The sequence below is a fragment of the Streptomyces sp. NPDC005803 genome, from assembly GCF_040630435.1.
Taxonomy (GTDB): Bacteria; Actinomycetota; Actinomycetes; order Streptomycetales; family Streptomycetaceae; genus Streptomyces.
The window spans coordinates 220,609-245,411 of sequence record NZ_JBEXXO010000007.1 but is presented as its reverse complement, the minus strand read 5'-3'; the positions used below and the strand labels follow the sequence as shown (position 1 = coordinate 245,411).

General features: G+C 69.4%; 24 protein-coding genes. 6 read left to right on the top strand and 18 right to left on the bottom strand.

Going from position 1 to position 24,803, the window contains the following annotated elements; all coding sequences use genetic code 11:
- The first annotated feature begins 72 nt into the window (after window positions 1-72).
- The gene (locus ABZ454_RS13030) at window positions 73-1,137 is read left to right on the top strand and encodes an ATP-dependent DNA ligase (protein WP_359537722.1); all 1,065 of its coding nucleotides are present in this window, start codon (window positions 73-75) and stop codon (window positions 1,135-1,137) included.
- 15 nt (window positions 1,138-1,152) lie between these two features.
- Here ABZ454_RS13030 and ABZ454_RS13025 read toward each other — a convergent pair whose 3' ends face one another.
- The 17 genes from ABZ454_RS13025 to ABZ454_RS12945 all read right to left on the bottom strand — a co-directional run bounded on the left by ABZ454_RS13025 (window position 1,153) and on the right by ABZ454_RS12945 (window position 18,484).
- Complete coding sequence (locus ABZ454_RS13025; protein ID WP_359537720.1) at window positions 1,153-2,418, bottom strand: lytic murein transglycosylase; 1,266 nt, start codon at window positions 2,416-2,418, stop codon at window positions 1,153-1,155.
- Window positions 2,419-2,440: 22 nt separating this feature from the next.
- Window positions 2,441-3,160: a hypothetical protein gene (locus tag ABZ454_RS13020; RefSeq protein ID WP_359537718.1), complete on the bottom strand. Its 720-nt coding sequence runs from the start codon at window positions 3,158-3,160 to the stop codon at window positions 2,441-2,443.
- A gap of 46 nt (window positions 3,161-3,206) precedes the next feature.
- Window positions 3,207-3,737 carry a hypothetical protein gene (locus ABZ454_RS13015; protein WP_359537716.1) on the bottom strand — a complete coding sequence of 177 codons (531 nt, stop codon included), beginning with the start codon at window positions 3,735-3,737 and terminating at the stop codon, window positions 3,207-3,209.
- A gap of 73 nt (window positions 3,738-3,810) precedes the next feature.
- A complete protein-coding gene (locus tag ABZ454_RS13010; RefSeq protein ID WP_356318590.1) occupies window positions 3,811-4,470 on the bottom strand; it encodes a hypothetical protein in 660 nt (219 codons plus the stop codon).
- Entirely contained in the window at window positions 4,467-4,988 is a 522-nt protein-coding gene (locus ABZ454_RS13005) for a hypothetical protein (protein WP_356318588.1), read from the bottom strand. Before ABZ454_RS13005 ends, ABZ454_RS13010 begins: the two co-directional genes overlap by 4 nt.
- The gene (locus ABZ454_RS13000) at window positions 4,985-6,247 is read right to left on the bottom strand and encodes an MlaD family protein (RefSeq protein ID WP_359537714.1); all 1,263 of its coding nucleotides are present in this window, start codon (window positions 6,245-6,247) and stop codon (window positions 4,985-4,987) included. The genes ABZ454_RS13005 and ABZ454_RS13000 overlap by 4 nt, the downstream gene beginning before the upstream one ends.
- Window positions 6,247-7,401, bottom strand: coding sequence for an MCE family protein (locus ABZ454_RS12995; protein WP_359537712.1), 1,155 nt, complete (start codon window positions 7,399-7,401; stop codon window positions 6,247-6,249). Before ABZ454_RS12995 ends, ABZ454_RS13000 begins: the two co-directional genes overlap by 1 nt.
- Complete coding sequence (locus ABZ454_RS12990) at window positions 7,398-8,513, bottom strand: MCE family protein (RefSeq protein WP_359537710.1); 1,116 nt, start codon at window positions 8,511-8,513, stop codon at window positions 7,398-7,400. The genes ABZ454_RS12995 and ABZ454_RS12990 overlap by 4 nt, the downstream gene beginning before the upstream one ends.
- A gap of 1 nt (window position 8,514) precedes the next feature.
- On the bottom strand, window positions 8,515-9,534 hold the full coding sequence (locus ABZ454_RS12985; RefSeq protein WP_359537708.1) for an MCE family protein: 1,020 nt from the start codon (window positions 9,532-9,534) through the stop codon (window positions 8,515-8,517).
- Window positions 9,531-10,565, bottom strand: coding sequence for an MCE family protein (locus tag ABZ454_RS12980; RefSeq protein ID WP_359537706.1), 1,035 nt, complete (start codon window positions 10,563-10,565; stop codon window positions 9,531-9,533). The genes ABZ454_RS12985 and ABZ454_RS12980 overlap by 4 nt, the downstream gene beginning before the upstream one ends.
- Complete coding sequence (locus ABZ454_RS12975) at window positions 10,562-11,875, bottom strand: MCE family protein (protein ID WP_356318576.1); 1,314 nt, start codon at window positions 11,873-11,875, stop codon at window positions 10,562-10,564. Before ABZ454_RS12975 ends, ABZ454_RS12980 begins: the two co-directional genes overlap by 4 nt.
- Window positions 11,875-12,678, bottom strand: a complete 804-nt coding sequence (locus ABZ454_RS12970; RefSeq protein WP_356318574.1) for an ABC transporter permease — start codon at window positions 12,676-12,678, stop codon at window positions 11,875-11,877. Before ABZ454_RS12970 ends, ABZ454_RS12975 begins: the two co-directional genes overlap by 1 nt.
- A 3-nt stretch (window positions 12,679-12,681) precedes the next feature.
- Entirely contained in the window at window positions 12,682-13,530 is an 849-nt protein-coding gene (locus ABZ454_RS12965; protein ID WP_356318571.1) for an ABC transporter permease, read from the bottom strand.
- Entirely contained in the window at window positions 13,527-14,522 is a 996-nt protein-coding gene (locus ABZ454_RS12960; RefSeq protein WP_356318569.1) for an ATP-binding cassette domain-containing protein, read from the bottom strand. Before ABZ454_RS12960 ends, ABZ454_RS12965 begins: the two co-directional genes overlap by 4 nt.
- A gap of 711 nt (window positions 14,523-15,233) precedes the next feature.
- Window positions 15,234-16,190, bottom strand: a complete 957-nt coding sequence (locus ABZ454_RS12955) for a hypothetical protein (protein ID WP_356318567.1) — start codon at window positions 16,188-16,190, stop codon at window positions 15,234-15,236.
- Window positions 16,191-16,269: 79 nt separating this feature from the next.
- Window positions 16,270-17,769, bottom strand: coding sequence for a DUF6801 domain-containing protein (locus tag ABZ454_RS12950; RefSeq protein ID WP_359537703.1), 1,500 nt, complete (start codon window positions 17,767-17,769; stop codon window positions 16,270-16,272).
- A 97-nt stretch (window positions 17,770-17,866) separates the two neighbouring features.
- Window positions 17,867-18,484: a hypothetical protein gene (locus tag ABZ454_RS12945; RefSeq protein WP_356318563.1), complete on the bottom strand. Its 618-nt coding sequence runs from the start codon at window positions 18,482-18,484 to the stop codon at window positions 17,867-17,869.
- Window positions 18,485-19,069: 585 nt separating this feature from the next.
- On the opposite strand from ABZ454_RS12945, the gene ABZ454_RS12940 reads away from it, so the two are divergent.
- The 4 genes from ABZ454_RS12940 to ABZ454_RS12925 all read left to right on the top strand — a co-directional run bounded on the left by ABZ454_RS12940 (window position 19,070) and on the right by ABZ454_RS12925 (window position 22,546).
- Window positions 19,070-20,284, top strand: coding sequence for a helix-turn-helix domain-containing protein (locus ABZ454_RS12940; protein ID WP_359537702.1), 1,215 nt, complete (start codon window positions 19,070-19,072; stop codon window positions 20,282-20,284).
- Between the two features lie 218 nt (window positions 20,285-20,502).
- Complete coding sequence (locus tag ABZ454_RS12935) at window positions 20,503-20,766, top strand: hypothetical protein (RefSeq protein ID WP_356318559.1); 264 nt, start codon at window positions 20,503-20,505, stop codon at window positions 20,764-20,766.
- An 87-nt stretch (window positions 20,767-20,853) separates the two neighbouring features.
- Window positions 20,854-21,327: an SCP2 sterol-binding domain-containing protein gene (locus tag ABZ454_RS12930; RefSeq protein ID WP_359537701.1), complete on the top strand. Its 474-nt coding sequence runs from the start codon at window positions 20,854-20,856 to the stop codon at window positions 21,325-21,327.
- A gap of 4 nt (window positions 21,328-21,331) precedes the next feature.
- Window positions 21,332-22,546: an acyl-CoA dehydrogenase family protein gene (locus ABZ454_RS12925; RefSeq protein ID WP_359537699.1), complete on the top strand. Its 1,215-nt coding sequence runs from the start codon at window positions 21,332-21,334 to the stop codon at window positions 22,544-22,546.
- 40 nt (window positions 22,547-22,586) lie between these two features.
- Here the strand turns inward: ABZ454_RS12925 and ABZ454_RS12920 are convergent, their stop codons facing one another.
- Entirely contained in the window at window positions 22,587-23,843 is a 1,257-nt protein-coding gene (locus ABZ454_RS12920; protein ID WP_359537697.1) for a cytochrome P450, read from the bottom strand.
- Window positions 23,844-23,920: 77 nt separating this feature from the next.
- Between ABZ454_RS12920 and ABZ454_RS12915 the strand changes: the two genes are divergently transcribed.
- Window positions 23,921-24,748 (top strand): hypothetical protein, encoded by an 828-nt coding sequence (locus tag ABZ454_RS12915; RefSeq protein WP_359537696.1) that lies wholly within the window; start codon window positions 23,921-23,923, stop codon window positions 24,746-24,748.
- Window positions 24,749-24,803: the final 55 nt, after the last annotated feature.

The window sequence follows — 24,803 nt, the reverse complement described above, 5'->3', positions numbered from 1 at the left end:
GCCACGGTAGGCGGGGCACACATATGCCGCATATCGGAGGACTCCGGTCGCCGTACGGTTCACAATCGGGGCATGGACCTGCCGGTGATGCCGCCCGTGAAGCCGATGCTCGCCAAGTCCGTGGCGCGCATTCCGCCCGGCATGCAGTACGAGGCCAAGTGGGACGGCTTCCGGGCGGTCGTGCACCGGGACGGTGACGAGGTGGTGATCGGCAGCCGTACCGGCAAGCCCCTGACCCGCTACTTCCCCGAGCTGGTCACCGCGGTCCGGGAGCAGCTGCCGGCGCGCTGTGTCGTCGACGGCGAGATCGTGGTCGCCTACGACGGCCGGCTGGACTTCGACCGGCTCAGCGAGCGCATCCACCCCGCCGACTCCCGGGTGCGGCTGCTGGCCGAGCGGACCCCGGCGAGCCTGGTCGCCTTCGACCTTCTCGCGCTGGGCGGCGACTCGCTCCTGGACACCCCGCAGTCGGACCGGCGGGCGGTGCTGGAGGCCGCGCTCGCCGATGCCTCGGCCCCGGTGTACCTGGCCCCGGCGACCACTGATCCCGCCGTCGCCCAGGAGTGGTTCGAGCGGTACGAGGGGGCGGGTCTGGACGGGGTCGTCGCCAAGCCGCTCGATCTTCCGTACCGGCCGGACGCTCGCGTGATGTACAAGATCAAGCACGAGCGGACCGCCGACTGCGTGGTGGCCGGCTACCGCTTCCACAAGAGCGGCCCCGTCGTCGGCTCGCTGCTCCTCGGTCTGTACGACGAGCGGGGAGCTCTGCAGCACGTGGGCGTCTGTGCGGCCTTCCCCATGAAACGCCGCGCCGAACTGGTCACCGAACTCGAACCGCTGGTGACCGACGCCGCCGGGCACCCGTGGGGTGCCTGGGGGGACGCGGAGGCACACGAGAGCGCCCGGATGCCCGGGGCGCCGAGCCGCTGGTCGGGGAAGAAGGACATGTCCTGGGTGGCGGTGCGGCCGGAGCGGGTCTGCGAGGTGGCGTACGACCACATGGAGGGCGACCGGTTCCGGCACACCGCCCAGTTCCGCAGGTGGCGGCCGGAACGCACCCCCGACAGCTGCACGTACGCGCAGTTGGAAGAGGTGGTGCGGTACGACCTGGCCGAGGTGCTGTCGGCGGACGGCTGAACGTGCCCGCCGCCGTCAGTCGGCGGCCGGCGGCACCGTCGCCGTGGAGCAGGGCTCTGCCGTCTCCGTGGGGTCGGGCGACGGCGTCGGCGCCGTCCCCGTGGTGTCTGTCGGCTCCGGCGACGCGGGGTCCGTCGGGCAGCCGGGGTCCCCCGGATCGGGCGGCGTGGTACCGGGGTCGGGCGTGGTACCGGGGTCGGGCGTCGTCGTCGGGCCCGGGTCGGCGGAGCCGGTGTCGGTGGGGTCGGGGGTGCCCGGGCCGGTCGGGTCGCCGGGGTCCGGGGTATGCGTGCCGCCCGGCGTGGGGCCGGTGCCCGGGTGCGTGGTTCCCGGTGCCGTCGGGCGCGTGGAGTGGCTGGGCTGGGGACCGACCTCGATACCGCCACCGCCACCGTCGTCGCCGCCGCCGCCCGTGGCCGGTCCGCCCACGGGGCGCTCGGGAGCGTTCGGGCTGCCCGCCCCGGGACTCGTGGGCACCGTGCCCTTGCCGTCGGCCACCACATGGGTGCCCTTGCGGTAGAACTCCAGCCAGGACAGCACGGTCCGCAGATAGGTGTCCGAGTGGTTGTAGCTCAGGATCGCCCGGTCGAGGTCGGCCTTCACCGTCAGGTCGCGCGTCCCCGCGCAGAGATAGGCCCCGGCCGCCAGGGCCGCGTCGTAGATGTTGCTCGGATCGCTGCGGCCGTCGCCGTTGCCGTCCCTGCCCCAGTGGGCCCAGGTCGAGGGGATGAACTGCATCGGGCCGACCGCCCGGTCGTAGGTCTTGTCCCCGTCGTACCCGCCACCGTCCGAGTCGGGGATGTTCGCGAACCCGGCGCCGTTGAGCACCGGTCCCAGGATCGGGGAGAGCGTCGTGCCGTGCGCGTCCACCCGGCCGCCGGACGCGTGTCCGGACTCGACCTTGCCGATCGCGGCGAGTAACTGCCACGGCAGCCGGCAGCCCGGATCACTGTGCCCCAGCGCGCTCTGCGCCTTGCGGTAGGCGGCGAGCACCGTGGCCGGGATCCCCGCCTCGGCCCACGACTGCACGGCCGCCGTGTTCCGTTCGACGCCGGGCTCGGGCGGCTCGGGGCTCTTCAGGGGCGGGAGTTCGGTGTGGTACGAGTCGTCGTTGGCCACCTGCGACCACGTGACCTCGTCCGTTTCCGTCTTCGGCTTCTCCTTCCGCGTCTCCACGTGCGCGACGAGCCCCGGTGCCTGGGACGCGGTGAGCGCTGCCATCGCGGCCACGGCGGCTGCGGTGCCACCGATTCCGCGGCGCATGGTGCCGTTGAACCTCATGCGTGCTCTCCTCTCCCCCGGGTCACCGGGTGAACGTGTCGATGGCGGAGATCCGCCAGGTGCCGCCCTTGCGGACGGCGTCCACGGCGAACATCGCCGCGGCGTACGTCGTCTCCTCCGACGTGCCCGTACGGGTGTTGCTCTGGTCGGCGAAGATGATCAGCCGGGCGCGGTCGCCGTCGAGCAGCTCCACACCGCTCTCGGTGACCGTCGTGGTGAGGACGAGCTTCTGCTTCGGTGCCTGCGCCCGGACCCCGGCGAGCATGTCCTGGTGCTGCTGGACCGCTCTGCCCGTCAGATACTTCCTGACCGCGGCGTCGGCCTTGGCGGGCGAGGCGTAGTCGTACGAGAACACCGCGCCGACGGCCTCGGTGATCTGCCCCTTCACCTCGCTGGTGCGGGCGATGTCGGTGAGCGCGGTGTTCTGCCGGCCCGGGTCGTCGTTCAGGGTGGCGGCCGAGGTGAACGCCCACGCGGCGAACGCGCCGAGGAGGACGGTCAGGGCGCAGAGCACGGCGGGCAGTCTGATCCGGAGCCGGGGCGGACGGCCGGAGCGCGGCGTGCCCTCTTCGGGCTCCTCCTGCGGTTCCGCCTCGTCGACGGCGGCGTCGTCGGGCCCGGAGTCGTCCCGGACGGTCCCGGGATCCACGGGCTCGCGCACGGGGGCGGGCGCTGCGGTGCGTTCGGCGGCGACGGTGGCCAGGCGTCGCTGCCGGTTCACGAGGTGGCGGGTCGTCGACATGTCCGTGGTCCTCTCGGTGCAGGGTGGGAGTCGGTGGCGTGAGCCGTCAGCCGGCGGTGTTGCCGACGGGCGCCTGGCCGAGGGCGCTGAGCTTCCACCCTTCGGAGGTGCGGGTGAGCTGGCCCAGCATCCGGCTCTCCTTCACCGCGGGCTTGCCCTCGGGCGCGGTCACGGTCACCCGCAGCGCCACCATCACGCCCGCCTTGCCGGCCCGGTCGTCGAGCTCGGTGACCGCACCGGACAGCACCTTGGCCGTACTGACGGTCTTCGCCGCCTGGATCTGCTTCACGAACCCGTCCCGTCCGTCGACGAGTTGCTGGTGCAGGTCCCCGGTGGTGGAGTCCTCCCAGCTGTCGAGGCCCTTGGCGAGCTGTTCATGGTCGAGCGTGTTCATGTTCTGTACGGCCTGCTCGCCGGCGGCCAAGGCGTCGTCGCGCGCCTGGGCGTACGCCGCCGAGCCGTTGTGCTCCGCCCGGTACCAGGACGCCCCGCCCCAGCCCGCGGCGCCCGCCGCCGCGACCGTCAGCACGATCGCCGCCGCCACCAGCGGATTCCTCGTCATCCGTACCCGTGCCATTTGCCTCTCCCTGCCGGCCGGTCTGTGCTGTGCGTGCTGTTCTTCGGTACTGCTCCGCGCTGCCGTCGCGGGGCTATCTGGAGTTGATCTCCACGATCGTCCAGCGCCCGTCGCGGAGTTGGGCGGTCACCGAGAGCTGGGCCGCGGCCCTGTTGGCGGCCTTCCCCTCGCGTTCGTAGACCTGGTCCAGGAAGACGAGCAGGTGGGCGCTCTCGTCGGTCAGCCTGGTCACCCCGGCCCGCACGACATGGGTGGTGAGGGTGAGTTTCTGGTCGGCCGCCTGCTTCTCGACCTGGCCGAACAGCGCCGCGTACTGCCGGAGCGCCTGGCCGGCGAGGAGTTGCTTCGCGGCCTCCTTGGTGACGCCGGTGGCCTCCGGGCTGTAGGAGAACACCTTGCCGAGCGCGTTGGTGACGTCTCCCGCCACCCGGACGGTCGCCCCGCTGTCGGTCAGCGCCCTGTTGGACGTGGCGGGCGTGTCGCGCAGGTGACGCCCCGCCGCGAAGAGCCCGCCACCCGCTACGAGCAGCGCGACGACCAGGACCCCGGCCGCCACACGCAGCGGGCGGCGGCCCGCGCCGGGCGCCGGCCCGTCCGCACCGGCCCCGGCGTCCGCCGCGCTGTCCTGCCCGAGCTCGCCGCCCGGTGCCTCGTCCGCCGTGGCCTCGGGCCCGCCGACGCCCTCCAGATCCGTGCCGGTGCTCACGACCGCCGCCCCTCCCTGCCGCTTCATGTGCCGCTCCCGACCGCTATCGCCGTGAGCGCCTTGATCTTCCAGCCGTCGGCGGTCCGGGCGAGGGTGGCCTCGAAGCGTTTGCGTTCGGTGCCGCCCTTTCCCGAGCGCGGGGTGACCTGGACGTCGACGGTGGCGATCATCTGGGCGGTGCCGGTCCGCTGGTCAAGGGCGGTGAGCGCCGCGTCGGTGACCTTTCCGCGCGCGGTGGAACCGGACTTCGTCAGCTCGCCCGCGTCCTTGGTCCGGGTGCGTGCGAGCTGTTCGTGGAGCGGCCCGGTCGAGGAGTCGAGCCAGGTACCGAGTCCCGCGTCCACACTCCTGGCGGTCTTGCCGTCCAGGCTGTTGAGCCGCGCGAGGTGCAGCTTCCCGTCGGCCAGCGCGGCGTCCCGGCTCTTGGCGTAGGCGAGGTCGTCGTCGCCGCGTGCCTGTGCGTACGACCAGCCGCCGAGTGCGCAGATCAGTACGGCGACGAGCAGGACGGCCCAGCCGCCCAGCGTCTTCGTACGGGGTGTCATGCGCCGCCTCCCTGTCCGAGGCCGAGCAGACCGGCCATTCCGCCGGTGGCCGGGGCGGTGTCGGCAGGTACGCCGAGCGCTCCGGGGAGCCGGCCCTGCGCGTCGTCGGAGAGGAGCATGGAGCCGGGCTTGGCCGGTGGCGGCAGGGCCCCGCCCTTCGGGGCGTTCGCGCTGCCGCGGACGTTGATGCCTGTTCCGGGCGACGAGGTGCAGCGCGCCTTGGTGTTGGCGGCGGGGCCGGCCGTGACGTCGAGTCCGTTGCGATAGGTCGTGCCGCCGTACCCGGCGGTGCAGGGGAGCGGCTCGAAGAAGGTGACCGACATGCCGAAGCGGGCGCCGTTCTCGTCGACCGCACTGGATCCCGCGGCCGCGACGGCCGGAAGCTTCACCAGGAGCTCCTCCAGTCCGCGCTGCCGGGTGACGGCGATGTCCGACGTGGTGAGGAGGTTGGCGACCACTACGCCGAAGCTCGGGTCCAGATCCCGCAGGAGTCCGCTGATCTGGCCGGTCGCATCGGGGGCGACCGCGATCAGCTTGCGCAGATCGGTGTCGGAACCCTTGAGCTCGGCGGCCAGTTCCCTGGCGCCCGAGGCGAACCCCTTGAGGGCGTCGCCCTGTTCGGCCTGCGTGCGCAACACGGTTTCGCCGTCGATCATCAGCCGGGTGTTGACGGGCAGTGCGTCGTCGGCCGCCTGGACGAAGTCGCTGCCGGTGTCCAGCAGCACCTGAAGGTCGTCACCGCGTCCCTCGAAGGCGGTGCCGAACTCGTCGACGACCGTGCGCAGCGATTCGAGGTCGACGGAGCCGGCGAGGTCGTCGACGCTGGTGAGGACGTCGGTGACGGGCGCGGGAACAGTCGTGTCCGCCTGGTCGATGACGGAGCCGTTCGCCAGGTACGGCCCATCGGTGCGGGTCGGCCGCAGATCGACGTACTGCTCACCGACCGAGGACAGGCTGGCGACGACGGCCTTCAGCGCGTCCGGGATGGGCGGGGCGTCCTTCTCGATGCGCAGTTCGGCCTCCACCCCGTCATCGGTGAGTTCGATGGGTCCGACCCGGCCCACGGAAACGCCCCGGTAGGTGACGGCGGAGTGGGTGAACAGCCCGCCGGTCCGGGGGAGCTGGACCTTGACGGTGTAGTAGCCGCGCATGCCGACGTAGTGGCCGAGGTCGGCGTAGCGGACTCCCAGATAGCCGAGCACGAGCACCGCGATGATCAGGAACGCGATGTTCTTGAGCCGGACGGCGAGGGTGATCATCAGTTGCTCCCCTTCGTCGTCGAGGTGACCGCGGGAAGGGGCAGCGGCAGGGCCGAGCCGGACTTCTGGGCCGTGCTGCCCCCGGCCGCCGGGGGCGCGGTGCCGGCGCGGACGAGCGGCGGAATGATCTGTGTGCCGGGCATGGCCGTCACATCCAGGTAGACGTTGAGGTAGTCGCCCTTCACCCCGCGCAGCACCTCGTCCGTGAAGGGGTAGGTGAGGAGCACCTGAAGGGAGTCGGGCAGGTCCTGGCCGGAGTCGGCGAGGGCCTGGAGCGTGGGGGCGAGGGCCTTGAGGTCGGCGACCATGTCGGCCTTGCTCCTGTTGACCGTGTCGACGGCGACGGTGGAGAGGGTGTCGAGCGAGCGGAGCATGGTCATGAGCGAGCCGCGCTGCTTCTCCAGGACCTTCATGCCGGGACTGAGCCCGGTGAGGACCGTACCGACGTCCTGTTTGCGGGTGGCGAGGGTGGCGGAGAGCCGGTTGACACCGTCGAGGGCGTCGGTGATGTCCTCCTTGTGCCCGTCCAGGTTCGTCACGAGGGTGTCGACCCGCTTCAGCATGGAGCGGACCTGCGGTTCCTGTCCGGCGAGAGCCTTGTTGAGTTCGGTGGTGATGGTCTTGAGCTGGTTGATGCCGCCGCCGTTCAGCAGCATCGACAGCGCCCCGAACACCTCCTCGACCTCCGGATTGCGGTTGGTCCGGGTCAGGGGGATGCGATCGCCGTCGGCGAGTGCCCCCTGGGCGGTGCCGGCGGCGGGCGGGGAGAGCTGGATGTACTTCTCGCCCAGGAGGCTGGACTGTTCGAGGTGGGCGTAGGCGTTGGCGGGCAGTTTGATCTGCCCGTTGACCCGCATGGTGACCTTGGCGTTCCAGCCGTCGGAGGCGAGCGAGATCTTGGTGACACGGCCGACGGCCACGTCGTTGACCTTGACCGAGGACTGCGGGGCGAGGCTGAGCACGTCCCCGAACTCGGCGGTGATCTCGTACGGGTGGTCCCCCAGATCCGCGCCGCCGGGCAGGGTCACCTGGTCGATGCCGGTGAACGTCGGCAGGTCGACCGTGGTGACGACCAGGGCCAGGCCGACGCCCACCGCGAGTACGGCGGCGACGCCGGTCACGCGGGCGCCGGGTCTGCGCAGGACGCGGCTCATCGCTTCGCCCCCTTCTTCTGCGTGGCGGTCTTCTCCGGGGTGCCGTAGACGGTCCCCACGGCGGGCAGCGGCAGGGAGGGCAGGGCCTTCTGCCGTGCGGCGTCCACCGGCGTGAGTCCGGCAGGACCGAGGGACCCGTGGGTGAGCGGCCCGCCCATGGAGAGTTCGTTGAGGTTGGTGCGGCCGTTGAGCGTGCGGTTCAACGGGTCGTAGGCGTTGAGCACGTTGCCGGCCGCGAGCGGCAGGGTGTCCAGGGACTCGGCGAGTGAGGCACGCTGGTCGACCAGGGTCTGGGTGATCGGCACCAGGGCGTCCACGTTCGCCTTGAGGGCGCCGCGGTTCTTCTGGATGAAGCTCTTGACCTGGCCGAGGGCGGTGCCCAGTTCCTTCAGTGCGGCGCTGATGTTCGTCTTGTCGTCGGCGAGGAATCCGGTGACGGAATTGAGCTGCTGTTCGGCGGCGCGGACGTTGCCGTCGTTGTCCTTCAGCATGGTGGTGAAGGTCTGGAGGTAGGACAGCGTGTCGAAGAGATTTCCGCTGCTCTTGTCGAGGGTCTTCGTCGCCTTGCCGAACTGCTCGATGGAGTCCCCGATGGCCTTTCCGTTGCCGTCGAGATTCTCGGCGCCGGTGTCGAGAAGCCTGGCCAGGGCGCCGTTCGCGTTCGCCCCGTCGGGGCCCAGCGCGGTGGAGAGTTCGGTGATGGAGGCGTAGAGCTGATCGACCTCGACCGGGGTCGCGTTCTTCGCGGCCGGCAGGACGGCCTCGTCCGCGAGTACCGGTCCCCCGCTGTACGCGGGGGCCAGCTGCACGTACCGGTCGGCCACCAGGCTGGGGGCGACGACGACGGCGTGTGCGTCCTTGGGCACCTTGACGCCCTTGTCGACGCGGAGCGTGACCCGGACCTCCGTGCCCTTCGGCTCGACGCTTTCGACCTTGCCGACCCGCACGCCGAGGATGCGCAGGTCCGATCCGGCGTACACGCCGGTGGCCTGGTCGAAGTAGGCGGTGACGGTGGTCGTTCCCTCCTCGTCCATGGCCATCACTCCGGAGGTGGCGGCGACGGCCACGACGGCGAGGCCGGCTCCGATGCCGACGATGCGCGTGATTCTCATGTCAGCGGCCGCCTTGCTGCTTGGGTGGCATGCATCCGGTGGCCGGAGGAGTGCCGGCGGGGAGGTAGTCCTTGGGGACGACCCCGCAGACGTAGTTGTCGAACCAGCGGCCGCTGCCGAGGGTGTTGCCGACGAGCCGGTTGTACGAACCGGTCAGGGACAGCACCTTGTCGAGGCTCTTGCGGTTCTTCACCAGGACGGCGGTGACCCGGCCCAGCGAGTCCAGGGTCGGCTTCAGTTGCTTGTTGTTGTCGGCGACCAGTCCGGTGAGCTGGGTGCTCAGACTCCGGGTGCCGGTGAGCAGCAGATGGATGGAGTCGCGGCGGGCCTGGATCTCTCCCAGGAGCAGGTTGCCGTCCTTGAGCAGGGTTTCGAAGCTGCTCTTCTTGTCGGCGAGCGTCTTGGTGAGCTGCTTGCTGCCCTTGAGCAGGGTGGCCAGCTGGGCGTCGCGCTCGGAGACGGTCCGGGAGAGGGCGGAGAGCCCGTCGGCGGCGCTCCTCACGTCGGGGGGCGAGTCCTTGAAGGTGGCGGAGATCGTCTCGAAGCTCTTGGCGAGCTGCTCGGTGTCGATCTCCCCGATGGTCTCGCCCAGCCCGTTGAACGCCTGGGTGACGTCGTAGGGGGAGGTCGTGCGGCTCACCGTGATGCGCAGGTCCGGGTCCTGGGGCCCGGCGCCGAGCGGGTCGACGGCGAGGTATTTCTCCCCGAGGAGCGTCTTGATGGCGATGCCGACGGTGGAGGAGTCACCGATCCAGGCGTCCTTGACCCGGAAGCTGACCTTGACCTTGGCGCCGTCGAGGGAGACACCGGTCACCTCGCCGACCTTGACGCCGGCGATCCGTACCTCGTCGCCCTCGCCGAGGCCGGCGGACTCGGTGAAGTCGGCGGTGTACGTGGTGCCGCCGCCGATGAAGGGCAACGAGTCGGCGCGGTAGGCGCCGAAGCCGACGAGGACCAGGACGAGGAGGCCGACGATGCCGATGGCCACGGGATTGCGTTCCCGCAGGGGTCTGATGCTCATGCCAGGCACCTGCTCGGTGTGGTGATGCCGATCCCGGTGGGCGGTGCGCTGCCGTCCTCGGTCGTCACACCGCTGACCTTCGCCTCGCAGAGGTAGAGGTTGAGCCAGGAGCCGTACGAGGCGAGGCGGCCGATCGCCTCCATCTTGGCCGGGGTCTTCTTCAGCATGTTCTCGATCTGCGGGGTTCCCTTGCCCAACTGGTCGGACAGCCGGCCGAGCTGCCTGATGTCGTCCTTGAGCGGCTTGCGCCCGTCCTGCAACAGGCCGGCGGTCACCGTGGTGAGTGCGCCCATCGCCGTGACCGCCTCTCCGAGCGGTTTGCGGTCGCCGGAGAAGCCCGTGACGAGTTCCTGGAGCGTGTCGACCAGGTCGTCGAAGCCGGCTTCCCGGTCGTTCACGGTCTTCAGTACCGTGTTGAGGTTCTTGATCACCTCGCCGATCACCTCGTCCTTGGCCGCGACCGTGGTGGTCAGGGAACCGACGTGCTGGAGGATGCTGTCCACGGTGCCGCCCTCGCCCTGGAGTACCTGGACGATGGAGCCGGCGAGCTGGTTGACGTCCGGCGGGGACAGCCCTTCGAAGAGCGGCTGAAAGCCGTTGAAGAGCTGGGTCAGGTCGAGTGCCGGGGTGGTGCGGGAGAGCGGAATGGTCTCTCCGGCTCGAAAGCTCCTGCCGACCGGCCCCGCGCCCTGGTCGAGGTCGATGTAGCGCTGGCCGACCATGTTGAGGTACTTGATCGAGGCGGTCACCGAGGCGGGGAGCCTGCGCCCCTTGCGGACGGCGAAGCCGACCTCGGCGAGCCGCTTGTCGGCCACCTCGATGGATTCGACCTGCCCGACCTTGACCCCGGCGATCCGGACGCTGTCACCGACGATCAGACCGGTGGCGTCGGTGAACCTGGCCTTGTACGTGGTGGTGTCGCCGACTCCGGTGTTGGCGATGGAGAGACCGAGGACGGTGGTGGCCAGGACGGTCACCAGGATGAAGACGATCGATTTCGCGAGCGGGCCCGCGAGGGAGCGGCGCTTCACTTGAGCTTCACCTCCGCACCGCGGAAGGCCGGACCGATGAGCACGCTGCTCCAGTCGGGCAGGGTCTGCGGCTGGACTTTCAGTGAGGGAGCCACCAGCTCGTTGACGAGCCGGCTCTCCTGCGGGGAGTTGGGCATGCCGAGTGCGGTGTCCTGGGCCGCGGGCGCCGTGGCGGTCTGCTCGCCGGCGCCCGCCCTGTCACCGGGAGCCAGTGACGCGGTGGCCCGCCCGGCGGCGGTCGGCTCGGTCGCCCCGACGTACGGCACCGAGTAGCAGTGCGGTCCGCCGGTGGCGTCGTAGACCGGGGTGTCCTTGCCGGGCACGTACTTCCCCTTGGAGGTCACGGCCTTGAGGGTGACGTGCAGACCGGGCTGGTCGGTGCCCTTGCCCAGCGCCTTGTCCATGGCGGGAACGAATCCGGCCATCGTGCGCAGGGTGCAGGGGAATTCGGCGGAGTACTTCGCCAGGAGTTCCAGGGTGGGCCGGCCGGTGGCGGAGAGCCGGATCAGGTTGTCCTTGTTCTCCTTCAGGAACGAGGTGACATCCTGCGCGGTGGCGGTCGTGGAGCCGTAGAGGTCGGCCAGTTCCGCCTGCTGCTCGGCGATGGTGCCGCTGGTGGTGGTGAAGTCGGTGAGGGCGTCCAGGATGTCGGGGGCCGCGTCCGCGTACACCCTGCTCACCCTGACGAGTTCCTTGATGTCGGCGTTGAGCACGGGGAGCTGGGGGTTGAACTTCTGGAGGTGCCTGTCGAGCGTGACGAGCGTGTCGCCGAGCTTCTCGCCGCGTCCCCGCAGCGCCTGCGACACGGCGTTGAGGGTGGCGGAGAGCTTCTCCGGCTGCACGGCGGTCAGCAGCGGCAGGACGTTGTCGAGGACTTCCTCCAGCTCGACGGCGTTGCTGGAACGGTCCTGCGGAATGACGGCTCCGGCGCGCAGGGTCTGCGCGGACGGTACGGCGGGCGGCACGAGTGCCACGAACCGCTCGCCGAAGAGAGTGGTGGGCAGCATCTGTGCGGTGACGTCGGCCGGGATCCGGTCGAGTTTCCCGGGCTGGATCGCCAGGGTGAGGCGCGCCCCCTCGCCGTCGACGGAGATGTCACGGACCTGTCCGATGACGACGCCCCGCAGCTTCACGTCGGCGTTGTCGTGCATCTCGTTGCCGACGCTTCCCGTCCGCACGGTGACGGTGGCGTCGTCGGTGAACTCCTTCTCGTACACGGCGACCGACACCCAGACGAGCAGGGCGGGCACGAGCAGGAAGGTGACTCCCGCGAGTCTGCGGCGGGCCGTGCGGGTGGTCCGCGTCTTCATCAGCCGGCCACCTTCACGGTCGTCGTGGCGCCCCAGATGGCGAGCGAGAGGAAGAAGTCCGTGACGCTGATCAGCACGATCGCGTTGCGCACCGACCGGCCGACCGCCACACCCACGCCGGCGGGTCCGCCGGAGGCGTGGAAGCCGTAGTAGCAGTGCGCGAGGATCACCATCACGCTGAAGATCAGCACTTTGAGCACCGACAGCAGGACGTCCTGCGGGGAGAGGAAGAGATTGAAGTAGTGGTCGTAGGTGCCTGCCGACTGTCCGTTGAACAGGACGGTGACGTAGCGGGAGGCGACGTACGAGGAGAGCAGCCCGATCGCGTAGAGCGGGATGATGGCGACGACCCCGGCGATGATGCGGGTGGTGACGAGGTAGGGCATGGAGCGCACGCCCATCGACTCCAGGCCGTCGATCTCCTCGTTGATCCGCATGGCGCCGAGCTGGGCGGTGAAGCCCGCGCCGACGGTCGCCGAGAGGGCCAGTCCGGCGACGAGGGGGGCGATCTCGCGGGTGTTGAAGTACGCGGAGATGAATCCGGTGAAGGCCGCGGTGCCGATCTGGTTGAGGGCCGCGTACCCCTGGAGGCCGACGACCGTTCCGGTGGCGAGGGTCATCGCGATCATCACACCGATGGTGCCGCCGACGACGCCGAGGCCGCCGCTGCCGAAGGCGACTTCGGCGAGGAGGCGCTGCACTTCCTTCAGGTAGCGCCGCAGCGTTCGCGGGATCCAGATCAGAGCCCGTACGTAAAAGGTGAGTTGGTCGCCGGATCGGTCGAGCCAGCTGAGCATCGACATCGGTCAGCTCCCCTTCGCGGGGACGATCTGGAGATAGATCGCCGTGAGGACCATGTTCACGAAGAACAGCAGCATGAAGGTGATGACGACGGACTGGTTGACCGCGTCCCCCACCCCCTTGGGACCGCCGCGCGGGTTGAGCCCGCGGTAGGCGGCGACGATGCCGGCGATGAAGCCGAAGATCAGGGCCTTGATCTCGCTGATGTACAGGTCGGGCAGCTGGGCCAGGGCGGAGAAGCTGGACAGATAGGCCCCGGGGGTGCCGTCCTGCATGATCACGTTGAAGAAGTAGCCGCCCATCGTGCCGACCACGGAGACGAGGCCGTTGAGCAGGACGGCCACCAGCATGGTGGCCAGGACCCGTGGCACGACGAGGCGCTGTACGGGCGAGACGCCCATGACCTCCATCGCGTCGAGCTCCTCGCGGATCTTGCGCGATCCGAGGTCGGCGCAGATGGCCGAACCGGCTGCCCCGGAGACCAGCAGCGCCACGATGATCGGGCTGGCCTGCTGGATGACGGCGAGGACGCTGGCGCCGCCGGTGAAGGACTGGGCGCCGAGCTGCTGGGTGAGGGACCCCACCTGCAGGGCGATGACCGCACCGAAGGGGATGGACACGAGGGCGGCGGGCAGGATGGTGACGCTGGCGACGAACCAGAACTGCTCGATGAACTCCCGCACCTGGAAGGGCCGGCGGAAGGTCTCCCGGCACACGGCCCCGGCGAGGGTGAACAGCCTCCCGGTCTCGCGCAACGGGGCGAGCAGCCGGGTGGGCCGTCTCTCCTCGGGTGCCTTCTCCGGCACCCGGTCCGCCGGCGGCTCGGGGGGCCGCACCGGCATGGGGGCCGTCATGGGCGCCCACCGCCCGCGGCCGGGCTGTAGCTGTTGAGGATGGCGGTACGGGCCGCCTCCGGCAGCTGTCCCATCATCGACATGACCCGCTCCCGGCGGCGCAGGGCGCCCTGCCGCACCGGAAGCCCCGGCGAGGGCTCCAGCTGCGGGACGACGGTGCGCGGGGCGTTGGCCGAACTGATGCCTCGCCCGTAGCCGTTGAGTTCCTCGGCGGCCAGGGTGGCGGCGTCCTTCTCCTCCGACATGCCGATGGGGCCTTCGCGGCGTCCGGCGAGGAACTGGGAGACGACGGGCAGATCGCTGGTGAGCAGCACCTCGCGCGGCCCGAAGGTGACGAGGTTGCGGCAGAAGAGCATCCCCATGTTGTCCGGGACGGTGGAGGCGATGTCGAGATTGTGGGTGACGATCAGCATCGTCGCGTCGATCTGCGCGTTGAGGTCGATCAGCAGCTGCGAGATGAACGCGGTGCGCACCGGGTCGAGCCCGGAGTCCGGCTCGTCGCAGAGGATGATCTGCGGGTCCAGGACGAGCGCGCGGGCCAGGCCGGCCCGCTTGCGCATGCCGCCGGATATCTCACCGGGCAGCTTGTCCTCGGCGCCGAGGAGACCGACGATGTCGATGCGCTCCATGACGATGCGGCGGATTTCCGATTCCTTCTTGCGGGTGTGTTCACGCAACGGGAAGGCGATGTTGTCGAAGAGGGACATCGATCCGAAGAGCGCGCCGTCCTGGAACATGAGCCCGAACAGCTTCCGGGTCTCCATGATCTGCCGCTCGGGGCTGTTCACCATGTCGACGCCGTTGATGAGCACGCGTCCCTGTTCGGGCTTGAGCAGGCCGATGATGGACTTGAGGAAGACGGTCTTTCCGGTGCCGGAAGGACCGAGCATCACGCTCACTTCGCCGGCGGGCAGGGTAAGGCTGACGTCCTGCCAGATGTTCTGCTTGCCGAAGGATTTCGTAAGGCCTTCCACAACTACTTCGATTCCCATCGGCCCTCCCTCGACGTTTCGGTGAACGAAGTCATCTGTCAGCGCTCCGGCTCTGAGAAATCCAATGGCGGCTCGTCACACATGCACCAGGAGGCGCACGTTATGTCCGCCGAAACCGCCAGGACAAGCCGTTGAACAGCGGAAATCGACGAATCAGGTACTCGATGTGGATCACTTGTCACCGAGTGACAAAGCCGCTGGACGGCTTTGTCGGAGACTGCGCAAGATCTCCGGTGTGCGGGTCGGGGTGCCACGGTCCGTGGAGGCCGGATCCACGGGCCCCCGACTGCGGGACACACGCCCCTGGCGAACGGAATCGAGTCCACCGAATTCCCGGTGCGAAATCCGGACCCGAGGGGGCGCGACCTGGACTCCACGTCCGTCGAACGAGCAATCGTGGACACGTTTCCGCGCTGCTCACCTGGACGCTACGGCTCAGTAACCTGCCTTCGCAAGAGCGGTCCCTGAACTTCTTGCGCGGCTGTTGGCAGCGGCATTGTTTTTGTACGGAGGTGAGCAGGGACCGTCCCGGGCTTGTCGACATGTGAGTCCTTTCGCGGCGCCTACCGCTCTTGACCGTGCTCACTTCCTGAGGGAGCGGCCCCACAACGACGCCCGCCCCGTCCGCATAACCTCTCGGACGGGGCGGGCATCGGCCGCCGGCGGAAAGTGCGCAAAGGAGCACCGAAACCTCCGCGCGTCCGCCGGGCCTTACTTCACCGCGGAGTGCCAGTACTGCGAAAGCACCTTGCCGGCGTCGGGAAGGACAAGCCCGGGAGCGGTGAGCGCACCGCTGTACGTCGACGCGTTGTTCAGCGTGAGGTGGTTGTCCCCGGAGAGCGACGGCAGGCCCGTCTTGAGGTTCACCGCCCAGCTCAGGATTCCGCCCAGGCCACAGCCGGTGGCCTTCGGCACGGAGAACGTGGTGTCGCCCTGGGTGTTCCCCGTGAGTGCGAACCTCAGCATCGCCCCCTCGTCGGCGTTGGGCGTGCCGTCGCCGTCGAAGCGCTGGATGGCGACGGCCGGAGCAGTGGTGTTCTGCGGGCGCAGAATCACGGGGTCCGCGGCCGTGCCGATGTAGCAGTTGGAGCCGAGCAGCGGATTCTCCAGGTGTATGCGGACCGGCAGCTTGACGATCGGCTGCCCCGTGCTCAGTCCGGCGAGCAGATTGAACTCGGTGGGTGTGCCGGCCGACTCCACCGTGGCCTTCACCTTGTTCAGGCTGACGTCCGTGATCTGGTTGCAGACGGCGGTGACCACCGGGATGTCACTGGGACACATGAGCCCGAGCAGCCCGCCGGGGATGGTCGTCGGCGCTCCGACGAGGGCTCCGCCCGCGGGCGGAATGACCTTGAACGTGCCGGCGGCCGTGTCCTGGACGACTCCGAACTGCATGTCGTTGGCGCCGGTGGTGGCCACGGTCGTACCCAGCTTGATGGCTCCGCTGGGCGAGTAGGAGGACACGCACGACGCGACCAGGTCCTGGCCGTCCGCCGCGAGCATAGCGGGATTGTCGACCGGACAGCGGGAGAAGGGCGCCCAGTCCCCGTTCAGGCTGGCGGCGTTGACGGCGGCGGAGGCGGAAAGAGGAGTCAGCGGGATCGCGACCACCGCGGCGGCAACGGCGGCGAAGAGGCCGGTGCGCCATCTCTTCGGGACAGCTCTCATTACTCCCTCACTTCTTGGTGGGCCGAGCGGAATGGAATGATTCGGATTCGGCGGAGAAAACAGCGGGACAGGCCGCGGTTCAGCGCTGCGGCTTGGGAATCTGAACCGGCTGGCTGTCCTCCGTGCACACGGTCGGCGAGTGCTGCGCCGCCGCACAGGGAGCCGCCTGGACCTGCTTCACGGCACCAGGGACGCCCGAGATCGAGGCGGTGAAGAGGTCGTCGAGGTCCTCCCCGACACCGCACCCCGAGAACGGCGGCACGGTGACCTGGCCGGTGAGCGCACCGCCGGTGACCAGTGTGTAGCCGGACTGAACCCCGTCCTTGAGGACCATCTCCCCCCGCAGGGGCAGGGCGAACGGGCGCTCCGTACGGCAGTTGGGGCCGACGTCCAGGGCGACGCCGTTGACCTTCACGTCGAACAGCCGGAGCCGGAGATTCAGGTCGATGGTCGTCGTGCCCACGCTGTTGCCGGGGCTGAGGATCGTCAGGTCGGAGTGGACGTTGGGCACCGGCTTGCCGTCCGGGCCGGCGGCCGGAGGAATCTGCGTCATCTCCAGTGTCGCGGTCGTCGGCATGAAGCCGAAGGTCAGGAACGTGCCGGTGGCAGGCGGCAGTTGCAGCTTGCCCTGATAGTCGAGGGTCGCCGTCGAGTCCTGGAGTATATGGATCAGGCCGTCCTGGAACTTGATCTGGGTCAGGCCCTGCTCGATCTGTGTGCAGGCGACCGGGAACAGTGTGGCGCTCTTGAGCTTGGGAACGTCCGCGTAGCCGGTGACGTAGGCGTTCAGGCTGAACTGGTCCTCCGGGTCACCCGTGCAGGGCGGCGCCTTCCGGTCCTGAAGGGCCTGCTTGCCCGGTTCCCCCACCTTCGGTGTCGCCTCGTCGGCGTCGGAGCCTCCCCCGGCGGCGGCCGTTCCCTCCCTGGTCCCGGAGGGCTCCGGGGACGGCCACTCGGGATCCCCGGCGATCCGCACCGTCGCGAGTGTCAGGTCCTGGTCCGGCTCCGGAGTACACGTCAGCAGCAGGGCCGAAGGTTCGGCGGAGGCGTCGCCGGACGGCGGCGAGGTCAGCAGCGCGGTCAGCTTGCCCGCCGTGAAGACGAGATCGCCGGAAGAACCCGCGGTCACCGAGGGAACGGCACCGGAGGAGGTGAGGGCGGGATTCTCCGCGTCCGGAACGGCCACCGGGCCCTCGGCGGTCCCGATCCAGACCGTCTCGGCGGTGTGGTCGCCCTGCGCCACGCCGACGGTCAGTTTCGTCTCCACCTCGACCTGTTCCGCCCCGACAGCAGCCAGGTCCGGCAGCCCGGCCTCGGGCAGGGTCAGTTCGGTGCTCACATCCGTGAGCTGAACGGGCTTGTCGACTGCGCCGCCCTCCGGGACCGTCGCGGACACCCGCACAGCGGCCTTCGCGGCCCCGGAGGGAAAATCGCAGCCGTACCGCACGTCGATGCGAACGTCATGACCACCGGCGGATGCCTGGGCACCCGGAATCATTCCGGCCACGAGGACCGCGGTCAGAACGGCTCCGCCCCGCACTGTCGCACGCCCGCGACTCCGCCCTGCTGTCCCGCGCATCGTCATCCTTCGTCATTCCCTCTCATCGACGGTGCAGACCGCACTGCAGGGGACCCGCGGTGCGGTCTGCTGGAGCATTCGGCTGCCCGGCAGTCCGTCAGGTGCCGATGATGCTGGTGATTCCCGTGACGCTGTAGTCGCCCGTGAAGGTCGGGTGGGCCCCGTTGGCGACGATCCCGGCACAGGCGGCGGTGGCGCCCGAGACGGTCAGCTGATGGGCGCTGGAGTTGGAGACGTTGAGCTTCTTCGTGCTGTTGGTGTACTTGGCGTTGACCTCACCGGTGACGTTGAAGCTGCAGGTGAGGACGGTGAGCTTGGCCTGGATGTTCTTGATGTAGCCGGTCGTCACACCGGAGGTGTAGTCCTGGGCCACGAGCTGCCAGGCCGGGGAGGTCGTGGCGACCGGCGTCACCGGGCCGAGCGCACTCGTGCACGGGCTGGCCGTCGTCCCGAAGGTGGCCGAGGTGATGTTGCCGACCGTGGCGGGGTTGCCGGTGGCGCTGAACGCGGAACCAGCCGCGGTCGCCGTCGGACACGTGAGCGGGATGCCGCTGACCGACAGGACCGTGTTGGTGGACACGGCGGTGAACGGCGCCGGGTTCGGCGTGACCGTCCATGTGGTGGCGGGGAATGCCATGGCCTGGGTGGCCCCGAGCACGACAGCCACAGAAGCGACGCCGGTTGCGACGGCGATCTTCTTGAGGGTATTACGCACAGTTAGTTCCTCCGATTCGACAATGCGGGCGGCACTGCTTGCGGGGACGCGCTCCACAGCTGCCCAAGGGGCACGAAGCGCGACTACGAACCACTTCTCCGAGGGGAGACGTACACTCTCGGCCACATATAATCTGTGACAGGCCGTGACGTTACTTGCGAGAAACTTCCAGCACAATCCTGCTGGCCAAGATTCTCGCCAGCAGCTTCTTTTGTCGTCCGCAGGTCACTAAACGGCGAAGACCGATTGTCACTTGGTGCGCAAAATTCCGGCCGGACCGGCCCCCGGCACCCGCACCCGCCGCCGCGCCCGCCGGGGGACGGCGCCTCCCGGCCGGCACCTGGCGATATCGGCCACACTCCCGGCAGTTGTCCGAAATTGACCACTCCCTCCCCACCTGCACCGGAGCCCCGCAACCGCGCAGAACTGTGTGCACCCTGCACTTCGATCTTGCACAAGTGGTGTGCACAGCAGTCGACTTGGTCTATCTTCGTCGCGGAATTGGTACGCACCTGTCGGTACGTGGGAGCGCTTTCCCCCACCGCCTCACCCCCCACCGGGTTCTGGAGAGCAAGGGGACACGTCATGCCGAAAGTCATTTCTCCATTGGACACGGGGGATCCGCTGGGACCACTCCCCCAGGAGTTCGCCGCGATTATGCGGCCCGAACTTCCCAGCCTCATCAAGGAGATCGGTGTCGAGGTCACCCGCGCTTATCCGGAGTACGCGCGCCTGCTCAGCGGCCCCAACGGCCAGGCCATTCGCGTCGGCGTGGAACGGAGTCTCTCCTCATTCGTCGACCTGGTGGCCGAACCGTCCACCTCGACCTCATTACGTGACGACATGTGCCGCCGGTTCGGACGCTTCGAGGCTTACGAAGGCCGGACCATGGAAACGCTCCAGGGCGCTTATCGGCTCGGTGCGCGCGTCGCACTGCGACGGGCGAAGAAGGTCGGCCGCAGTTACAACTTCTCCCCCACCCTGATGCTCAGCTTCGCCGATGCGCTCTTCACCTACATAGACGAACTCGAATCACTGTCCCGCGAGGGTTTCCTCGAGGTGCAGTCCCAGACCGGCGAACAGAGCGAGGCCGTGCGCCGGCGTCTGCTCCACCTGATCCTGGCCGGGCATCCCGTACCCCGTACCGCCATCGCCGAACTGTGCGAGCAGACCGGGTGGACCCTCCCCGAGGAGGTCACCCTCGTGGCCGCCCGCTCCCCCGCCGCACTCGACCGGGCCGGCGCCGACCGCGACATCCTCGTCGACCTCAGCGACCCCCAGCCCCATCTGCTCATCCCGGGCCCCTTGGACGACGCGCGAAGATCCATGCTCGACCAGACACTCCTGGGCACCCGTGTGGCGATCGGGCTGACCGTTCCCACCGCCCTGGCGTCGGACTCGATCCGCTGGGCCAGGCGAGTCCTCGAACTCGTCGACGCGGGTGTCATCGACGACGCGCCGTCCATCCTCTGCGAGGACCACCTCCTCACCCTGTGGCTGCTGTCCGACCCGGTCCTCCTGGACCAGCTCGCCCGACGGGAGCTCGCACCTGTCGCCGGCATCAGCGCCACCCGGCGGGAACGCCTGATCGAGACCCTGCGCATCTGGCTCGACACCCGTGGCACGGCCGCCCACATGGGCGAACTCCTGGACGTGCACCCGCAGACGGTCCGCTACCGCATGCGCAACCTGGAGTCCATCTTCGGTCAGCAACTGACCGATCCGCAGAGCAGGTTCTCCACGGAGGCCGTTCTGCGGGCGCTCCAACTCCAGTCCCGCGCCGACGACTCCACGCCGTAATCCGTCCGCAGAACCGTTTCCGGCCAGAACACGGCCTTCACTGCGCGTCAACTTACTTATGGGTAAGGGGAAATACCCGGTCACTCCCAAACGGTTGCCACACGGAGACGTTCTCAACGAGAAACCTGGAACTGCGTCCCGTACATATGGAGGAGTCGGCCGCCCAACCGGCGGCCGCGACGCCCGACCTCCTGGCCACCATTCGAGAGGGAACCCCCATGACCGCCTCGCACCTGCTCGTACCCGTACCGATCCCGGACCGCATCGCGGCGCTGATCGGCTCCTGCATCCCGCCGCACATCCTGGAGGCGGAGTTCGACGCCGAGTGCGCCGCGCGCGAGGTCCGCCGGTTTCGCGGCCCGCGGCTCGGCATCGAGGACCAGGCCGACCGGGAGCAGGCCCTGTCCGAGCTGGCCCGCGCCAACAAGGTGCTGGCCGCCCACCACCCCCGGCTGGCGGTGCGCCCCGGCAGCTCCTGGTGACTCCCCCGTCCCACCGCCATCTTGCGAAGGCTCCGCCCTGCGCTTACCTTACTCGGAAGTAAGTTGACTCCAGAGTAAGGAACTGGCGTGGCCGACAACAGCAGCGGCAACCTCACCGACGAACTGACCGCGCTCGACTTCGCGGCCGTCTCCCCTCAGGACTTCGCGCGGATCGTGAAGGGCCTGTCCGCCAGACAGCTCGGCGAGGTGATGCATGGGGAACTGCGCACCCGGGTGCTCGGCGAGGTCTTCGGCCGGATGAAGCAGCAGTTCCGCCCTGAGGCGGCGGGACAGCTCAAGGCGCTGATCCGCTGGAAGATCACCGGTGACACCGAAGCGGTCTACGAGACGTCGATCGCGGACGGCGCCTGCGTCGTCAGGGAGGGCCGCTCCGACGCCGAGCCGCGCACGACGCTGGTGATGGCCGACGCCGAGTTCCTCAAGCTGGTCTCCGGCAACGGCAATCCCGTGACGATGTTCATGATGCGCAAGCTGAAGGTCGCCGGCGACGTCGGTCTGGCCTCGGGGCTCACCCGCTACTTCGACATCCCGAAGGCCTGAGCCGATGAGCTACTTCTCCCTCGCGCTCACCGAGGAGCAGCAGGACCTGCGCAACTGGGTGCACGGCTTCGCCGCCCAGGTGGTGCGCCCGGCCGCCGCCGAATGGGACGCCCGCGAGGAGACGCCCTGGCCCGTCATCCAGGAAGCGGCCCGGATCGGCCTGTACGGGTTCGAGTCGCTGGCCGACATGTACGGCGACCCGTCGGGGCTCTCCCTCCAGATAGCCAACGAGGAGCTGTTCTGGGGCGACGCCGGCATCGGCATGGCGCTCTTCGGCACCTCCCTCGCCGTCGCCGGCATCTTCGCCTCCGGGACGCCCGACCAGCTCGCCGAGTGGGTGCCGCAGTGTTACGGCGACGAGGACGACCCGAAGGTGGCGGCGTTCTGCGTCTCCGAACCGCAGGCAGGCTCCGACGTCTCCGCCATGACGACGAAAGCCCGCTACGACGAGGCCAACGACGAGTGGGTGCTCTCCGGCCAGAAGGCGTGGATCACCAACGGCGGGATCGCCGAGATCCATGTCGTCGTCGCCTCGGTCGATCCGACGCTCGGCGCCCGCGGGCAGGCCGCGTTCATCGTGCCGCCCGCCACCAAGGGCCTGGAAGCGGGCCGCACCATCAAGAAGCTCGGGCTGCGCGCCTCACACACGGCGGACGTCTTCCTCGACGACGTGCGGGTGCCCGGGCACTGCCTGCTCGGCGGCAAGGAGAAGCTGGACGCCCGGATCGCCCGCGCCCGCGAGGGCTCCAACGCCCAGGGGCAGGCGGCGATGGCGACCTTCGAGGTCAGCCGCCCCACCGTCGGCGCCCAGGCGCTGGGCATCGCGCGCGCGGCGTACGAATACGCGCTGGAGTACGCCGGCCGGCGCGAGGCGTTCGGGCGGCCCGTCATCGAGAACCAGTCGATCGCCTTCGCGCTGGCCGACATCCGTACGGAGATCGAGGCCGTACGGCTGCTGATCTGGCAGGCCGCCTGGATGGCCCGCAACGACCGCACCTTCGACGCGGGCCAGGGCTCCATGTCCAAGCTGCGCGCCGGTGAACTCGCGGTGTCGGCGACGGAGAAGGCCGTCCAGATCCTCGGGGGCGCCGGGTACAGCCGGGAGCATCCGGTCGAGCGGATGTACCGCGACGCCAAGATCTACACGATCTTCGAGGGCACCAGCGAGATCCAGCGCCTGGTCATCGCACGGGCGATCTCGGGGCGCCACATCCGCTGACCCGGAGCCACGGAGCCGGCGGCCGGGCACTGACGTGGGGTCAGGGCCCGGCGACCGGTGTGAACCGCACCGGCAGCGACTGTGGCCCCCGGGTGAAGACGCCCCGCTCGGACGGGACGAACCCGTCCGCGAGCCGTACGTCGGGCATCGCGTCGAGCAGGAGGTTCACCCCGGTCCGCACCTCGGCCCGGGCCAGCAGCGCGCCGACACAGAAGTGCCGGCCCAGGGCGAACGCCAGGTGATCGGCCGCCGCGGAGAACGCCGTGGTGCTGGTCAGGTCGGTGCGGAACAGGTCGAACCGGTCCGGGTCCCGGTAGCGCGCCGGGTCCCGGTTCGCCGAGCCGATCAGACAGGTGACGGTCGAACCGGCGGGCACCCGTCCGCCGCCGAGTTCCACGTCGGTGGCGGTCTGGCGCATGATCATGTGCACCGGCGGGGTGAGCCGCAGCGTCTCGGCGAAGGCCCGGTCGATGAGACCGCGGTCCTCCCGTACGGCGGCGAGCTGCTCGGGGTGGGTGAGCAGATGGGCGAAGATCGAGGCGATGGCCTTGTCGGTCGTCTCGCCACCGGCGGCGAGCAGCAAGCTGCAGAAGGCCTTGATGTCCTCGTCGCTCATCCGGACGCCGTCGACCTCGGCGGAGCAGAGTGCGGAGAGCAGGTCGTCGCCGGGCGCCTTCCGCCGCTCCTGGATGACCGGAATCATGTACGCGGCGAATTCCCGCCGGGTCCGCTCACCGGCCGCCGCCACCTCCGGGTCGCCCGCGAGGTTGCCGAGGAAGGCGATGACGCTGGTGTACCAGCCGTGGAAGCGGTCGTGGTCGGCCTTGTCGAGGCCGAGCATGTCGGCGATGACCAGGACGGGGAAGCGGGTCGCGAACGCGTCGACGAGGTCGGCCTCGCCGGCGTGCCGGAAGGTGTCGATCAGCTCGCGCGCGTTGCGCTCGATGACCGGGAGGAACTTCTCCTGAAGGTCCGTGCCCCGGAAGGCCGGAGCGACCAGGGCCCGGCGCACGGCGTGCTCGCGTCCGCTCAGCTGGAGGATGGTCCGGCCGTGGACGGGCTCGATCTGCCAGTCGTAGTTGTCGGTGGTGAACTCCCCGGCCTTGTCCTTGAAGACCCGCTCGACGTCCTCGTACCGGGAGACGAGGTAACTGTCCGTGGCGTCGTGCCGGATCAGCGGATGGCTCTCGCGCATGATCCGGTAGGCCCCGTAGGGATCGGCGGCGAAGGCGGGCGAGAGAATGTCGGGCACGGGCGGTGCTTGCGAGGCGAGCGACTCTTGTGGGGCGGACGTCATGATGCTCCAGGGTCGTTGACGGGCGGCACCGCCAGGCTATTGACCGACCGTCCGACCTGAAACCCCCTGGGAGAACCATGCCCACCGCCCCGCGCCCGTCCGTCCTGTTCGTCACCGACCTCGCCTACGAGGCCCGCGGGCGCCGGTACTGCGACGAGGACATCCACCTGACGTCGCGGCTGCGCGAGGACTTCGACACCGCTCTGTGCCACCCGCGCGACGCCGCCGCGCTGCTGGAGGGTTTCGACGCCGTCGTCGTACGCAACAGCGGCCCGGTGCTGCACTACCAAGAGGCGTACGACGCCTTCCGCGCACGCGCGCGCGAGCTCGGCACGCGGGTGTACAACCCGCTGACCGGCCGGGGCGACATGGCGGGCAAGCAGTACCTCGTGGACCTGAGCCGCGCCGGGTATCCGGTGATACCGACGGTGGACCGGGCGGCGGATCTGGGGCTGCTGCCCGAGGCCGAGGGCTATGTCATCAAGCCGAAGCTGGGCGCCGACTCGGTGGGGCTGCGGTTCACGGGTACCCCCGCACTCCTGCCCGAGGAGGACGGCACGCAGCTCGTCCAGCCGCGGATCGACTTCCGCTACGAGGTGTCCTTCTACTTCGTCGACCACGACTTCCAGTACGCGCTGCACGCACCGCACCCGGAGCAGCGGTGGGTGCTCGAGCCGTACGAGGCGAGCGCGGCGGATCTGGCGTTCGCACGCTCGTTCATCGCATGGAACACCCTCGACCACGGCATCCAGCGGGTCGACGCGTGCCGGACCGTGACGGGCGAGCTCCTGCTCGTCGAGCTGGAGGACCTCAATCCGTACCTCTCGCTGGACCGGGTGGCAGCGCCGGTGCGGGAGGCGTTCGTCACGCGGATGAAGGCGTCGCTGCGGGATCTGCTGAGTTGACACATCCGGCCGCCCCCGGCATGCGGGTGACAGGGCGTGGTGTGAGGGTGCAAGG

Bases quoted from the DNA above. Each gene is read 5' to 3' on its own strand.
- ABZ454_RS12950 (WP_359537703.1), bottom strand. From the start codon at position 17,769: ATGCGCGGGACAGCAGGGCGGAGTCGCGGGCGTGCGACAGTGCGGGGC.
- ABZ454_RS12925 (WP_359537699.1), top strand. From the start codon at position 21,332: ATGAGCTACTTCTCCCTCGCGCTCACCGAGGAGCAGCAGGACCTGCGC.
- ABZ454_RS12990 (WP_359537710.1), bottom strand. From the start codon at position 8,513: ATGAGAATCACGCGCATCGTCGGCATCGGAGCCGGCCTCGCCGTCGTG.
- ABZ454_RS13005 (WP_356318588.1), bottom strand. From the start codon at position 4,988: ATGACACCCCGTACGAAGACGCTGGGCGGCTGGGCCGTCCTGCTCGTC.
- ABZ454_RS12915 (WP_359537696.1), top strand. From the start codon at position 23,921: ATGCCCACCGCCCCGCGCCCGTCCGTCCTGTTCGTCACCGACCTCGCC.
- ABZ454_RS12960 (WP_356318569.1), bottom strand. From the start codon at position 14,522: ATGGGAATCGAAGTAGTTGTGGAAGGCCTTACGAAATCCTTCGGCAAG.
- ABZ454_RS12970 (WP_356318574.1), bottom strand. From the start codon at position 12,678: ATGTCGATGCTCAGCTGGCTCGACCGATCCGGCGACCAACTCACCTTT.
- ABZ454_RS13025 (WP_359537720.1), bottom strand. From the start codon at position 2,418: ATGAGGTTCAACGGCACCATGCGCCGCGGAATCGGTGGCACCGCAGCC.
- ABZ454_RS12940 (WP_359537702.1), top strand. From the start codon at position 19,070: ATGCCGAAAGTCATTTCTCCATTGGACACGGGGGATCCGCTGGGACCA.
- ABZ454_RS12920 (WP_359537697.1), bottom strand. From the start codon at position 23,843: ATGACGTCCGCCCCACAAGAGTCGCTCGCCTCGCAAGCACCGCCCGTG.
- ABZ454_RS13015 (WP_359537716.1), bottom strand. From the start codon at position 3,737: ATGGCACGGGTACGGATGACGAGGAATCCGCTGGTGGCGGCGGCGATC.
- ABZ454_RS12935 (WP_356318559.1), top strand. From the start codon at position 20,503: ATGACCGCCTCGCACCTGCTCGTACCCGTACCGATCCCGGACCGCATC.
- ABZ454_RS12975 (WP_356318576.1), bottom strand. From the start codon at position 11,875: ATGAAGACGCGGACCACCCGCACGGCCCGCCGCAGACTCGCGGGAGTC.
- ABZ454_RS12985 (WP_359537708.1), bottom strand. From the start codon at position 9,534: ATGAGCATCAGACCCCTGCGGGAACGCAATCCCGTGGCCATCGGCATC.
- ABZ454_RS13000 (WP_359537714.1), bottom strand. From the start codon at position 6,247: ATGATCACCCTCGCCGTCCGGCTCAAGAACATCGCGTTCCTGATCATC.
- ABZ454_RS13030 (WP_359537722.1), top strand. From the start codon at position 73: ATGGACCTGCCGGTGATGCCGCCCGTGAAGCCGATGCTCGCCAAGTCC.
- ABZ454_RS12995 (WP_359537712.1), bottom strand. From the start codon at position 7,401: ATGAGCCGCGTCCTGCGCAGACCCGGCGCCCGCGTGACCGGCGTCGCC.
- ABZ454_RS13010 (WP_356318590.1), bottom strand. From the start codon at position 4,470: ATGAAGCGGCAGGGAGGGGCGGCGGTCGTGAGCACCGGCACGGATCTG.
- ABZ454_RS12965 (WP_356318571.1), bottom strand. From the start codon at position 13,530: ATGACGGCCCCCATGCCGGTGCGGCCCCCCGAGCCGCCGGCGGACCGG.
- ABZ454_RS13020 (WP_359537718.1), bottom strand. From the start codon at position 3,160: ATGTCGACGACCCGCCACCTCGTGAACCGGCAGCGACGCCTGGCCACC.
- ABZ454_RS12955 (WP_356318567.1), bottom strand. From the start codon at position 16,190: ATGAGAGCTGTCCCGAAGAGATGGCGCACCGGCCTCTTCGCCGCCGTT.